Annotated in this window: 12 protein-coding genes; 5 read left to right on the top strand and 7 right to left on the bottom strand. The window is 59.9% G+C overall.

All coding sequences use genetic code 11. The annotated features are described in order from the left end of the window. Window positions 1-66 precede the first annotated feature (66 nt). Window positions 67-537, top strand: coding sequence for a TadE family protein (locus Q1W15_RS19610; RefSeq protein ID WP_300731137.1), 471 nt, complete (start codon window positions 67-69; stop codon window positions 535-537). Between the two features lie 131 nt (window positions 538-668). Next, a complete protein-coding gene (locus tag Q1W15_RS19605) occupies window positions 669-3,293 on the top strand; it encodes a PAS domain-containing sensor histidine kinase (protein ID WP_300731170.1) in 2,625 nt (874 codons plus the stop codon). Here Q1W15_RS19605 and Q1W15_RS19600 read toward each other — a convergent pair. The 6 genes from Q1W15_RS19600 to Q1W15_RS19575 form a co-directional block, all read right to left on the bottom strand. Beyond that, window positions 3,282-5,270, bottom strand: a complete 1,989-nt coding sequence (locus Q1W15_RS19600; protein ID WP_300731136.1) for a pilus assembly protein TadG-related protein — start codon at window positions 5,268-5,270, stop codon at window positions 3,282-3,284. The two genes, Q1W15_RS19605 and Q1W15_RS19600, sit on opposite strands and share 12 nt — an antisense overlap. Window positions 5,271-5,505: 235 nt before the next feature. Further along, window positions 5,506-6,093, bottom strand: coding sequence for a DUF4136 domain-containing protein (locus Q1W15_RS19595; RefSeq protein WP_300731134.1), 588 nt, complete (start codon window positions 6,091-6,093; stop codon window positions 5,506-5,508). Between the two features lie 27 nt (window positions 6,094-6,120). Further along, window positions 6,121-6,735: a DUF4136 domain-containing protein gene (locus tag Q1W15_RS19590; protein WP_300731133.1), complete on the bottom strand. Its 615-nt coding sequence runs from the start codon at window positions 6,733-6,735 to the stop codon at window positions 6,121-6,123. Window positions 6,736-6,756: 21 nt separating this feature from the next. After that, a complete protein-coding gene (locus Q1W15_RS19585; RefSeq protein ID WP_300731132.1) occupies window positions 6,757-7,506 on the bottom strand; it encodes a methyltransferase domain-containing protein in 750 nt (249 codons plus the stop codon). Then, window positions 7,503-7,808 carry a nucleotide pyrophosphohydrolase gene (locus Q1W15_RS19580; RefSeq protein ID WP_300731131.1) on the bottom strand — a complete coding sequence of 102 codons (306 nt, stop codon included), beginning with the start codon at window positions 7,806-7,808 and terminating at the stop codon, window positions 7,503-7,505. Before Q1W15_RS19580 ends, Q1W15_RS19585 begins: the two co-directional genes overlap by 4 nt. 111 nt (window positions 7,809-7,919) lie before the next feature. Then, a complete protein-coding gene (locus tag Q1W15_RS19575) occupies window positions 7,920-8,948 on the bottom strand; it encodes a bile acid:sodium symporter family protein (RefSeq protein WP_300731130.1) in 1,029 nt (342 codons plus the stop codon). Between the two features lie 80 nt (window positions 8,949-9,028). Here Q1W15_RS19575 and Q1W15_RS19570 point away from each other — a divergent pair, with 80 nt between their 5' ends. Both Q1W15_RS19570 and Q1W15_RS19565 read left to right on the top strand, forming a co-directional pair. Next, window positions 9,029-9,823, top strand: coding sequence for a helix-turn-helix domain-containing protein (locus Q1W15_RS19570; RefSeq protein WP_300731129.1), 795 nt, complete (start codon window positions 9,029-9,031; stop codon window positions 9,821-9,823). A 189-nt stretch (window positions 9,824-10,012) separates the two neighbouring features. Continuing rightward, window positions 10,013-10,906 (top strand): PA4780 family RIO1-like protein kinase, encoded by an 894-nt coding sequence (locus tag Q1W15_RS19565; protein WP_300731128.1) that lies wholly within the window; start codon window positions 10,013-10,015, stop codon window positions 10,904-10,906. Between the two features lie 76 nt (window positions 10,907-10,982). Here Q1W15_RS19565 and Q1W15_RS19560 read toward each other — a convergent pair whose 3' ends face one another. Then, entirely contained in the window at window positions 10,983-11,846 is an 864-nt protein-coding gene (locus tag Q1W15_RS19560) for an MBL fold metallo-hydrolase (RefSeq protein WP_300731127.1), read from the bottom strand. 92 nt (window positions 11,847-11,938) lie between these two features. Between Q1W15_RS19560 and Q1W15_RS19555 the strand changes: the two genes are divergently transcribed. Then, window positions 11,939-12,268 (top strand): helix-turn-helix transcriptional regulator, encoded by a 330-nt coding sequence (locus Q1W15_RS19555; RefSeq protein WP_300731125.1) that lies wholly within the window; start codon window positions 11,939-11,941, stop codon window positions 12,266-12,268. Window positions 12,269-12,372: the final 104 nt, after the last annotated feature.

Genomic DNA, 12,372 nt, shown 5'->3' with positions numbered 1-12,372 from the left:
TAAACGTCCATTTTTTACGAATGATTCTATGATGATATTACGTTTGATGGGCAGGGAGACGCGGTCATGACAATAGGCATTCCCAACAAGCAAAAAGGCGCTGCGGCCATAGAGTTCGGGCTGGTCTTCGTGATTTTTTTTATGGTGCTGTACGGCGTCCTCAGTTACAGCTTGCCCCTGCTGTTAATGCAATCCTTCAACCATTCGGCCACTGAAGCGGCACGGCGCAGTGTGGCGGTGGACCCGGCGGCGGGCAGCGAACTTGCTTACCAAAAGGCGGTGCAAGACACCGCCCAAAGTGTACTGACTGAACAACTCAAATGGGTGCCTACGGCGCTCAGCGACGAAATCGTTAAAGAAGCCGAGTACAGCCTGGACACCCGCGTGTTGACGGTCAGGGTCAGTGTGCCAGCCGTGGCACTGGCTACCATCCTGCCGGTGCTCAAGTTAGGAACGATCACGGTGCCTGACTTGCCGGAGAGCTTAGAGGCTGTCTCGACACTGCAAATGCAACCCTTGCCGAGTCCGAAGTCTTGAGCCTGCCTGACGGTGTATTCGGGGGTGGGACGGGCCGTGCAAACGTCAGCTTGCCGGTGTTTGCGCCCGCGCAATCGCGCAACGATGCCGGCATTCAACTGGTGCTTAACGCCCAGGGGTATGTTCTGGAAATGCACGGCCTGCAGCGTTATGGCCTGGTGCGAGGCTCTCGCGATGGCACCCCGCGCCGCGTGATCGATTACTTGGTGCCGGGCAGCACCCTGGCACTTGAAGGTGTGCCGGCGGATTGGGTCGGGCACAGCCTGGACCTGGACTTCCAATGTGTAGGCCTGCGCGTGGTGCACACCCGTGGCTGGGTCCAGCCGCAGGCCGAAGGCTGGTTGTTGCAATTGCTGGATATCAGCGACTTGCGCCTGGGCAGTCAACAGGCCCGCAGCCGTGAGCAGTGCACGCAACTGACCTTGCGCCTGGGTGAGCAACTGCGTCAGTGCGGTTTTGCGCGCCTGCCTGAGGTCATGGCCGAAGCGGTGCAAAGCGTGGCCCAACACGGGCGCGTGCCTTGCATGGCCCTGGCCCTGCGGGATGATGGCCACACGGGTTGGTACATCCACAGCGCTTACAACGCCTACGATGCGCCGCAACTCTGGCGGCCGGGCCAGCGCGTAAATGGCCTGCTTGAACCGCTCACCGGGCCCGTGCCCCAGCGCGTGGAGCGCGACGACAACCCTCGGCTCAATGACCTGTTCGGTAATGCCGACGGCGTGCTGGTGCCCTACACCGATCAAGAAGGCGTGTCCGCCTGGTGGCTGCTGGGCTTTTACCCGGCCTCCCTGCATGGGCCGCAGATGAGTGACAGTGACTGGTTGCAGGTGGGCGGTGCCTTGGCCGGGCCCTTGCTGGACCGTCTGCGCGATCAGCAGCACGCGCAGCAGCGCGAACGCAGCGAAGCCCTGCAAGGGCTGTTGGGTGCCGGTTGGTGGGAGTGGTCCGTCACCGCGCAACAGCTGGAGCTGGCCCCGGCGTTGGCCCAGCCACTGGGGCTGTTGCCTGAGGCTGCCCCCATACTCAGCCGTGATGCCTGGCTGTCGTTGTTCCACCCGGCGGACCGGGGCGAGATCAACTTCCGTTTCGATGACCTGGTGAACAACGGCAAAACCTTGCACCTGTGTGCCCGTCTCCATCAACCCCAGGGCTCACCGCACTGGTATCGCCTGCAGGGGCAGGCGCTGGGCACCGGTGACAGCCGGCGCATCGTGGGCTTTATGCTCGACATCAGCGACATTAAAGACCAGCAGACGCAGACAGCGGCGGCCCATGCCCGGCTGGACAACCTGATCGCCAGCTCCCCGGCAGTGATCTACGTGCAGGGCTATGAGGAGGGCGCATTGGTGCCAGCCTTTTTCAGTGACAGCCTGGGGCCCTTGTTGGGCTGGTCGCTGGCAGACTGCACCGGCAGCGCGTTGCTCGAGAAAATCCACCCGGATGACCGTGAACTGTACGTTGAGCGCACCCGCCAGTTGCTGCGTGAAGGCAGCGCCCGCAGCCGTTACCGCTTGCGTGACCAGCGCGGCGTTTACCACTGGTTGTTGGACGAAGCCAAATTACTGCGTGACGACCTGGGGTTGCCCGTTGAAGCCGTCGGGCTGTGGCTGGACATCACCGAAGCCACCGAGGCCGCAGAGCGCGTGCGGCGCAGCGAAGAGCGCTACCGCATTCTGGTGGAAGACTCGCCGGCCATGATTTGCCGGTACCGGCCTGACCTGACCCTGACCTTCGGCAACCAGCCGCTGGCGGCTTACCTGGAATGCACGCCCGATCAACTGCCGGGCATTCACTTGGGCAGTTGGTTGTCGAATGAGCAGCGCGAAGCCTTTGCGCAGCGCATCGCGCGCTTGAGCCCGGATGACCCGGTCAGCACTGCCGAAATCAGCCTGCAACTGCCGGGGCGCGAGCATGCCTGGTGGGTGTGGGCGGACCGGGGTGTGTTTGATGCCCAAGGGCAATTGATTGAAGTGCAGGCCGTGGGCCGTGACAACACCGACGTGCGCCGTGCTCAACAGCAACTGACCCATAGCGCGAAAATGGCCACCCTCGGGGAGATGGCCACAGGCTTGGCCCATGAAATCAACCAGCCGTTGAACGTCATGCGCATGGCCATCGTCAACGTGCTCAAGCGCTTGAGCAACGGCGATGTGCAGATCGAGTACCTGCATGAAAAGCTCGGCCGCATCGACGCCCAAATCCAACGGGCAGCAGGCATTGTTGACCACATGCGAGTGTTTGGTCGCCGTTCGGAAATCGAACAGCATGTGTTCAACCCGGCGCAAGCACTGGAAGGCACGCTGGGCTTATTGAGCGAAGGGCTGCGCGGCAAAGGCATCGACATTCGCAGCGAAGGCTTGCCGTGCCGCGTGCAGGTGCGCGGCCATGCTGACCAGCTTGAGCAAGTGCTGATCAACCTGATGATCAACGCCCGTGACGCGCTGATGAGCAAGCGCGAAACCGACCGCGACTTCCAGCCCTGGATCGGCATCGGTGCCGAATCCCACGCCCGGTGCGTGCGGCTGTGGGTACATGACAACGCCGGCGGCATCGACCCGCGCCTGCTGGAACGGATCTTCGAACCCTTCTTCACCACCAAACCCATTGGCCTGGGCACGGGCCTGGGTTTGTCTGTGAGTTACGGCATCATCGACAACATGGGCGGGCGGCTGACCGTTAGCAACACCGGGTACGGAGCCAGGTTTTGCGTGGAGTTGCCGGTAGTGGAAGACGCGGCCCTGTCAAAGCACTAACTGCGCGCGCCCGCCTTGATTGCAGGAAAGATTGGCGCCGACCTCAGCGACCGCGAGGTTAACGCCCAGGGCTTTGAGCAGGGTTCCGATAATGGGATTGACGAGCGAGGTGAACACCGAATTCAGTGCGGTGATCAGATCGGTGGTCAGTGTCTCCAGTAGCTCAGCAATATTTTTCAACAAGTCACTGGTGACCGATTTACCTGAGGGCGGGGTGTAGGTCGTGGAGATGATGCTGCCAGACGCCGTGCCGATTTTCAGGACGTTATCGTTGGAGCCAAAGCTTTGGTAATCGGTCGCTTGATTGATATTTTTCAATCGGGGTGAGGCGTAGTAAAGGGCTTTGGTTGTGGGTGCCAGCTCGGTTTGAACCTTCAAGTTGAAACTGCCGCCATCTCCGTGACCGTCCTTGCAGAAAATCCCTGCGACGTTGCAGGTTCTCAGGTTGACATCAATCAGCCTGATGGGGTTGATGATAAAACGGTTGGTCATAGGATCAATCGATGGAAATATGCCGTTTGTGGGCGCGCTACCAATGCTCACATTCGCCAATGAGGTGTTGGCCTGTGCTGTCAGGGTTTTCGAGTCTTCAGTCGCGCAACTGTAGTCTTTGACATAACTATTGGCACTGGCAGCTTCTATATAGACATCTACGGCGGACACGAGCGTGAGATTAGCCACAGATTGGCAAGTCAGTACGCATTTCACAGCCCCTAGCAGATCTAGCTTTAACAGTTTTCCTACGATTTCTGCGACAGTGGACACCACGCTCGAGAGCAAGTTGATCAATGGTTGCAGCTTCTCAAGCACTGGAACACCGATATGTATGCGTGTCTTGACTTGCGCCGTGCGCACCGAAATCTGGTCAGGGCCTGTGTAATTGCCTTTTATCAACGCCGGATTGCCAATGGCTGACAGTTGAGGCGGCTCAATGACTTTGGTGTAAATATCGATATTAATCAGATTGAGCGGAGCAAACGGGTTGATTTCAATATGGGCGGTTGCTGCGCTGTTACCATTTGAAAGCTGAACCAGGCCTTGCAAGAGATCGAAGACCTTCATGTCGGTATTGAGACCCGCGCTGGGTGTTCCATTTTTAATACTAAGCAAGTCGCCCAGTTTTAGGACTTGGGTATTTTTTTTAAGCACGTCCATATCTAAAACTGAGCCAAGCGCTTTGGCAGCAACGTTGGCAGCTGAGCCGTTTTTTTCTAATACCATGATGGCGGCTTGTATCAGTTGGGTGAGCTTTAAGTCGGTCTTTAAGAGTTCGTCGTAACTGCCAATGGTTGTATTGAGTTGGATGAGTTGGTCCAGATAACTGAGCAAGTTGATATCGGTAGTCACCAATCCATTCCAGGACACTGCGGTAAGGTTTAGAGAACCCCCCAGCAACCCGCCAATCAGTTGATTGAGAATGGCTGATTGAGCGCTGTCGACGTTGACCAGTGCCGTACGAATTGTCAGTTGCGCCAAAGGCGAACCCGCAGTGGCCCCCACGGCGCTCGCGGTCAACAGGGTGTTCAGGTCAAATTCGCCCTTTGAAAAAGTGGCCCAAAACGCCCCGGCCACGCTGGTGGGAACAACGGTGGTGGCGATCACACGGATGGCTTCGGCTTTATCGGTATCCGCCTTGAAGGTGCGCAGGAAGCTGGGCGCGGGCGCTGTTTCCAGCACGCCGCAGGTCGCAGCCAGGGTGTTTGTCGTGCTCAACACAAACCCGTTGCGCCCGGCGCTGGTAGTGGCGTAGGTCTGGGCGGTGCCATTGGCGCAGGAGCCGTAAAGCGTCGCCGCTTCCAGTGCGGCCATATCCGCGACACGCTGTAACTTGCGTTGCTCAAAGTAGAGCCGGCCGCTGTCGACCACCAGCAACATAAACAGCACCACCAGGGCGAGGGTACCGGCGGCGATTAAGCCGATGGCCCCCCGTTGCTGTTGCGGGCCATTAAACCGAATACTGCGTAAGGTGGCAGGCATCGAGCACTCCTGATGCTGGAACAGTGCCCAGCGCTAACACGCCAAAGTTTAAGCGAGTGTAGTCAATAAGTGTTGGAAGTGCTGAGGGGTTAATGTTTTTGTAAGTGGCTTTTTAAACATGGGTACAGACGTGTTATCAAAACCTCGTTAAGGGGCGCGACTACTAACAAAAGCATTAACACTTTAGGTGTTAATGCCTGAGTTAGTAACCGGAGTTAATAAAAAAGTTGGCGATTTAATGGGGTGGGTAGTTGCTGAGTATCTGGGTGACTGCTTCACGAATCGCTTGGCTGCGCTCGGCGGGTGTGGGGGTGTTATTGACGATTTTTTCGCCACTGCCGCGCCAGACCAGGCGGCCATCTTTGGCATCGATCAGGTCAATTTGCAGCGTGCCTACCTGATACACCACGTTGCGGGTTTCGTTGTACACCGGTGCACCCCAATACGGGTCCCACGGGCCACCCCAGTAACCGGCCCAAGGCCCGCCCCACGGCCCGCCGTAACCATAGTTCGTCACCACCTGTTCCTGACGGTTGGCCACGATCAGGTAGGTTTGCACCCACAGGTCCGGTTTGCTGCCAGTGGCCGCCGGGCGCAAGCCACGCTGATCCAGTTGCTCACTCACCGCCTGCAGAATGCGCTGTTCGGTCAGGTCACTTTTCAGCATCGGGCTATCGGGCTGGTATTGCAGGGCCGGGTCTTTCCAGGCCCAGGTCTTGAACGCGGCGAAATCCACGGAAGGGTTGTAGTCGTGAGTGACCTGCAGGGTTTCGCAGGCGCTCAGTAGTAGGGCCAAGCTCAATAGTGCGATGCGTCGTAGCATGATGACCTCTGCGCTTCACAGTCCATCTCAATGAGGAGGGTACGCCTGCACGGCCTTGCTCAGTGATTCGCGCAGGGCGTCACTGCGTTCGCTCAAGCTGCCGGTGCTGCTGGTGTCGGCACTTGAACTCCATACCGGCGCGCCGGTTTTTGCGTCGTACAGGTTAAGCCGCACCACCATGACTTCAACCTCATAGGTGCGCACCACCGGAACGCTGTTGTACATCCCGTATTGGTTGCCGTAGCGGCCGTAACCGTTGCCATACCCGGCCCCGTAACCATAGTCGTCCTGCACCTGGCGCAAGCGTTTTTCGGTGTGCAGGTCGGCGCTGACCCACAGGTCTGCCGGGTGGCCAGGCTGCGCCGGCCGCAAGCCACGCTGGTCGAGTGCCCCGCTGACCGCCTCAGCGATTTGCGCCGAATCGGCCCACGCGGTGCCCACGGGCAGGCGATTATTGCGCCAGGCCCAACTCTGGTAGCGGCCGTAATCACGGGGCGGTGCCGGGTAGGCGCTCAGGTCCACTGCCGTAGCCGCTTGCGCCGGTGCGGGCGGCATGGGCATGGACGTGGCGGTGTAAGGGTTGGGGCTTTGGCAAGCGCCCAGCCCCAAGGTCATGACGAGCAGGGCAACGCGGCGGTACATGATGTTCTCCTCGACAGGCAATTACACCGGGCGGCACACCCAATGCAGATAACGGCCCAGCCCGGCGAAGGCCGGGTGGCGACGGTGGGCCAGTTCCATTTCGACCAGCGCCTCGAGTTCGGCGCGGGCCTGGAACTCGACAGGCATGTAGTCGTGAAACACCCGCACGCCGCTCTGTGTTTCGACCTGCCAAAGGCCTTCAAGTGCCGTCGCCAACTCGCGGGGATCGAGCGGTTGTTGCGGGGTCAGGCTCTGCTTCTCACCGGCCATGTCGTTCTTGCGCATTTTGCGGAAGTGGCCTTTGAGCAGATTTCGGTAGATCAGCGCGTCGCGGTTGTAAAACGCCAGCGACAACCAGCCGCCCGGTGCCGTCAACTGATGCAGCACCGGCAAAATGGCGTGGGGCTCGGCCAGCCACTCCAGCACCGCGTGGCACAGCACCAGGTCATAGGGCTCGGTCAGTTGCCCCAGCAGCTCTTGCCACGGCGCATGAATAAACGTGGCACTTTGGCCTGCGTCGGCAAAGCGCTGGCGCGCGCCATCCAGCATGGGCGCAGCCGGTTCGGCCAACGTCACGTCGTGGCCCTGTTCGGCCAGCCACAGGGACATATGGCCAAGGCCTGCGCCTATATCCAGCACGCGCAACCGGCGCTGGGGCAGGGCGTCCTTCAGGTCGGCCTGCAACACGGCCAGACGAATGGCTCCCTTGGCCCCCCCGTAAATCTTTTCGGCGAAACGGGTGGCCAGTTGATCGAAGTGACGGTCACTCATTGGCTGAAACGCCTTTCATTGTCGGCCAACTTGTTGCGCACCACCTCATCCATATCCAGCCCCAACTCGGCACACAGCAACACCAGGTACAGCACGACATCGCCCACCTCCTGGCCGACGTGGGCGAGTGTGTCCGCGGGGAGCTGGCGGGATTGGTCTTCGTTGAGCCACTGAAAGATTTCCACCAGCTCGGCCATTTCGACACTGGCGGCCATCGCCAGGTTTTTGGGGCTGTGGTACTGCTTCCAGTCGTTGTTATCGCGGATGCGATGCATGCGTTGCGTGAGTTCGTCGAGGTTCATCGGGGGTGTGCTCTCCTGAAGGCGCAAAGCTTGCGGCGGAACACACATTGACGCAAGTGAAACCCCCCTCACGCTTGACGCTAGGAGGGGGGCGGTGGGTGCCGCCAAGCGTTATTGGGCAGGCACGGTCGCGGCTGTTTTCGCGCCAGCTTCCTCTCGATGACGCGCGGCGTAGTTTTCAGCCATGACCGAGCAGACGATCAGTTGCAGCGGGTGGTAGATCATGATCGGCAGCAAAATCAGACCCAGCCCCGGGTTGGCCCCGAAAATCAGCGCGGCCATCGGTGCGCCCGCCGCCAGGGATTTTTTGCTGGCGCAGAACACTGCTGCGATTTCATCGGCGGTACTGAACTTCAGGGCACGGGCGCTGCGGGTGGTCAGCCACAGAATGATCGCCAACAGAAGGGCACTGCCCACCAGCGCGGTAACAATCACCGAACTGCCTTGCTGTTGCCACATGCCCGAGACCATCGAGTTACAGAATGCGGCGTACACCAACAACAGAATCACCAGTTTGTCGGCGATGTTGGTGTAGCGCTTATGGCGAGCAAAAAAGCGGCCAAACAGTGGGCGCAGCAATTGGCCCAGCACCAGTGGCAACAGCAGCATGGCGCACAGATCCAGCAGGGTTGAGCCCAGGTCGATACCGCCCGCGCCGCTGCCCACCACGAAGCTCACCAGCAGCGGCGTGAGGAAAATCCCCAGCACACTGGACAGGCTGGCGTTGAGAATGGCCGCTGGCACGTTGCCCCCCGCGCTGCCGGTCAGGGCCACCGAAGACGAAATGGTCGAGGGCAGTGCGCACAAGTAGAGGAAACCCAGCATCAACAACGGCGGAATGTGCGCGCCCAGGGTTTTATCCGCCACCAGCCAGATCAGCGGAAACACGATAAACGTGAACCCCTGAACCATGAAGTGCAGGCGAATATTTCTCAGGCCGTGCTTGATCTGTTCGCTGGACAGGTTGACCCCGTGCAGGAAAAACACCACAAACACGCCAATATTGATGACCCATTCGGCATGCATTGCCCCACCGGTGCTGCCGAAACCCGGGAATAGATACGCCAGAAACGTCGCCAGCAACATGCCGCATAGAAACCAGTCCGTGAACAGGCGTTTGAGATGTTTGAACACAGGCATGACGGCACCGAAGATTGTAAGAATTGATGACTTAGCCTAACGTCGACTGTATTTGACGTCTTGCGACATAAGGCCAACCCATGCCGCCAAATGGACAACGTGGTGCCCAGCGGGCCATTCCGGTACTCGCTGCGTTGCCTCGGCCACTGTACGCCCGGGCTGAGAGCCTGGGCGCGGGGTCGTGGACGCCGCGCCATCGGCATGACTGGGTGCAGTTTTCTTATGCCATCAGCGGCGTATTGGGCGTGCACACCGCCGAAGGCAGCTTTTTCGCCCCGCCGCAGTGGGGCATCTGGATACCGGCCGGGCTGGAGCATGAGGTCGTGACCTCCATGCGTGCTGAGATGCGCAGCTTGTATGTGCGCCGCGAAGACTGCCAGTGGGCTCCTGGGCACTGTCGCGTGCTGGAAGTCACGGCGCTGGCCCGTGAGCTGATCAAGCGCTTTTGTGAGTTGCCAGTGGACTACCCCGAAGGCGGGAGCCCGGAGCAGCGCCTGGTGCAGGTGTTACTGGATGAGTTGGCGCAACTGGGCGAGGTCGGCTTTTCATTGCCGCTGCCGCGTCATGCGCGCCTGTTGGTGCTGTGCAATGAGCTGATCGAGCAACCGGACGCCGACGTGAGCCTGGGGCTGTGGGCCGAGCGCTTGGGCATGTCCGAGAAAACCCTGATGCGCCTGTTTGACCGTGAGACGGGCTTGAGCTTTGGCCGCTGGCGTCAGCGCATGCGCTTGCTGTCGTCGTTGCGGGGGCTGGAGGAGGGCGTGAGCGTGACCAGCGCGGCGCTATCCAGCGGGTACGACTCGACATCGGCCTTTATTGCGGCCTTTAAAAAAATGTTCGGGTTTACCCCCGGTGAGCTGTTTCGGCGCAGTTAGCCGATGCTGGCTTCGCTGATGTCCCTGGACGGGCGGTCGTCTATCATTCAGGGTGTTTCAGGATTTATCCGCACAAACTGTGCGCACAAGTGCCTCTTGATGCGGTCGCCCTCTCCCCGTGGTGGGTGGATTGACGTATAACGAGTGACATTCGCGTGCTTGGTAATAAAGGACCCACAATAAAAGCTGATGAAGACTCCAAAACGCTTAGAACCCCTGATCGAGGATGGTCTGATCGACGAGGTGCTGCGCCCACTCATGAGTGGCAAAGAAGCAGCCGTCTACGTAGTGCGTTGCGGCAATGAGCTGCGATGCGCCAAGGTTTACAAGGAGGCTAATAAACGAAGTTTCCGCCAGGCCGCCGAATATCAGGAGGGTCGCAAGGTTCGCAACAGCCGCCAGGCCCGAGCGATGGCCAAGGGCTCCAAGTTCGGTCGCAAAGAAACCGAGGACGCTTGGCAAAACGCCGAAGTGGCGGCGCTGTTTCGGTTGGCGGGTGCCGGTGTGCGAGTGCCTAAACCGTTCGACTTCCTCGAAGGCGTGTTGTTGATGGAACTGGTGGCCGATGAATACGGCGATGCCGCACCGCGCCTCAATGACGTGGTGCTGGAGCCCGATCAAGCCCGTGAGTACCACGCGTTTCTGATTCAGCAAATCGTGCTGATGTTGTGTACGGGGCTGGTGCACGGTGACTTGTCCGAGTTCAACGTGCTGTTGACGCCCACGGGGCCGGTGATTATTGACCTGCCGCAAGCCGTCGATGCGGCGGGCAACAACCATGCATTCAGCATGCTGGAGCGGGATGTGGGCAACATGGCGTCCTACTTCGGCCGCTTTGCCCCAGAGCTGAAGAAAACCCGCTATGCCAAGGAAATGTGGGCGCTGTACGAGGCGGGTTCGCTGCACCCGGGCAGCGTGCTGACGGGCGAGTTTGCCGAAACCGACGAGTTGGCCGATGTCGGCGGCATCATGCGCGAGATCGAAGCCGCGCGTCTGGACGAAGAGCGCCGTCAGGCGGTACGTGCAGCAGACGATGCTCCACCGGGCAAGACCGAAGAGCCGCCTCCGCCCTGGATGCAGTGATTCGCTGAGCCCCTTGTGGCACCCAAAACCGGCTGCGCCTGTGCGCCGCCGGTTTTTTATGGCCACGGTGAAAGTGTTAGAACCGATTCAACGGAATTTTCAGGCTGCACACGCCGCGCTCGTCGGCGGGGGGCAGGTTGCCGGCGCGGATGTTGATCTGGATGGCCGGGATCAATAGCTGTGGCACCGACAGGGTGGCGTCGCGGGCGGTGCGCATGGCCACAAAACCGTCCAGGTCGATACTGTCGTTGACGTGAATATTGTGGGCGCGCTGTTCGGCCACGGTGGTGGTCCAGGCCACTTCACGCCCGGCAGGCGGGTAGTCGTGGCACAGGTACAGGCGGGTGTCGGGCGCAAAGGCCAGCAGGCGCTTGATTGAGTGGAACAGCTGCGTGGCATCGCCCCCCGGAAAGTCGCAGCGCGCGGTGCCTACATCCGGCATAAACAGGGTGTCGCCCACGAACAGGCTGTGGTCTTGCACCAGATACGCCGTGTCGGCGGGGGTGTGCCCCGGTACGTGCAAGGCGCGCACCTTCAGTTGGCCGATCTGGAACACCTCGTCAGGGGCGAACAGGTGATCGAACTGCGAGCCATCCTGCCTGAACGCCGGCTCAAGGTTGTAGAGGTTGCGGAACACGCCTTGCACTTGGGTGATCGCGGCGCCAATGCCAATACGGCCACCCAGTTGGTGCTTCAGGTAAGCGCTGGCCGAGAGATGGTCTGCGTGGGCGTGGGTTTCGAGCAGCCATTGCACGTCAAGGGCCTGCTCGTTGACGAACGCCTCGATGCGGTCTGCGTTATGGGTGCTGATGCGCCCGGCGGCGGCGTCATAGTCGAGCACCGGGTCAATGATCGCGCAGGCTTGGCCTGGCGCTTCGTACACCACGTAGCTGACAGTCGACGTCGCGGGGTCGTAGAAACCTTGAATCTGTGGGCGCATGGTGGGCCTCGGTTGAGCCTGATACGAGTCAATATATTGAAAGATATATTATCGAATCGTAGACTGTCGACCCTCGGGACACGGAGCCTTACATGTCGACTCAATTAACCCACGAAGAAATCGCCCTGCTGCGTCACTCGGTGTCAAAGGCCTGCGTGCTGCTCAAAGTGCTGGCCAACGAGGACCGCTTACTGCTGCTGTGCCAGCTCACCCAAGGCGAGCGCAATGTGGGGGAACTGGAGGCGCTGACCGGCATCCGTCAGCCCACACTCTCTCAGCAATTGGGGGTATTGCGCGACGAGGGGCTGGTGAACACCCGGCGCATGGGCAAGTTCATTTATTACTCGCTGGCCAGTTTCGAAGTGGTGTCGGTGATGCAAACCCTGTCGGGTCTGTATTGCGGCCAAGCGCTTAAAAAATGACAGGTGGTTCGATCTGATCCCTTTATTAGTGGTGTGTGTGGAGTGTTCAATGGCGTCAAACATCAAGCGATTTGGCCCGCCCCGCCCGGTGGCGGGTCACTTCG

The sequence above is a fragment of the Pseudomonas sp. genome, assembly GCF_030150285.1.
GTDB lineage: Bacteria > Pseudomonadota > Gammaproteobacteria > Pseudomonadales > Pseudomonadaceae > Aquipseudomonas.
The sequence above is the reverse complement of the archived record's forward strand: the minus strand, read 5'-3'. Positions and strand labels throughout refer to the sequence as shown.

Bases quoted from the DNA above. Each gene is read 5' to 3' on its own strand.
- Q1W15_RS19605 (WP_300731170.1), top strand. From the start codon at position 669: ATGCACGGCCTGCAGCGTTATGGCCTGGTGCGAGGCTCTCGCGATGGC.
- Q1W15_RS19580 (WP_300731131.1), bottom strand. From the start codon at position 7,808: ATGAACCTCGACGAACTCACGCAACGCATGCATCGCATCCGCGATAAC.
- Q1W15_RS19610 (WP_300731137.1), top strand. From the start codon at position 67: ATGACAATAGGCATTCCCAACAAGCAAAAAGGCGCTGCGGCCATAGAG.
- Q1W15_RS19570 (WP_300731129.1), top strand. From the start codon at position 9,029: ATGCCGCCAAATGGACAACGTGGTGCCCAGCGGGCCATTCCGGTACTC.
- Q1W15_RS19585 (WP_300731132.1), bottom strand. From the start codon at position 7,506: ATGAGTGACCGTCACTTCGATCAACTGGCCACCCGTTTCGCCGAAAAG.
- Q1W15_RS19560 (WP_300731127.1), bottom strand. From the start codon at position 11,846: ATGCGCCCACAGATTCAAGGTTTCTACGACCCCGCGACGTCGACTGTC.
- Q1W15_RS19565 (WP_300731128.1), top strand. From the start codon at position 10,013: ATGAAGACTCCAAAACGCTTAGAACCCCTGATCGAGGATGGTCTGATC.
- Q1W15_RS19595 (WP_300731134.1), bottom strand. From the start codon at position 6,093: ATGCTACGACGCATCGCACTATTGAGCTTGGCCCTACTACTGAGCGCC.
- Q1W15_RS19600 (WP_300731136.1), bottom strand. From the start codon at position 5,270: ATGCCTGCCACCTTACGCAGTATTCGGTTTAATGGCCCGCAACAGCAA.
- Q1W15_RS19575 (WP_300731130.1), bottom strand. From the start codon at position 8,948: ATGCCTGTGTTCAAACATCTCAAACGCCTGTTCACGGACTGGTTTCTA.
- Q1W15_RS19590 (WP_300731133.1), bottom strand. From the start codon at position 6,735: ATGTACCGCCGCGTTGCCCTGCTCGTCATGACCTTGGGGCTGGGCGCT.
- Q1W15_RS19555 (WP_300731125.1), top strand. From the start codon at position 11,939: ATGTCGACTCAATTAACCCACGAAGAAATCGCCCTGCTGCGTCACTCG.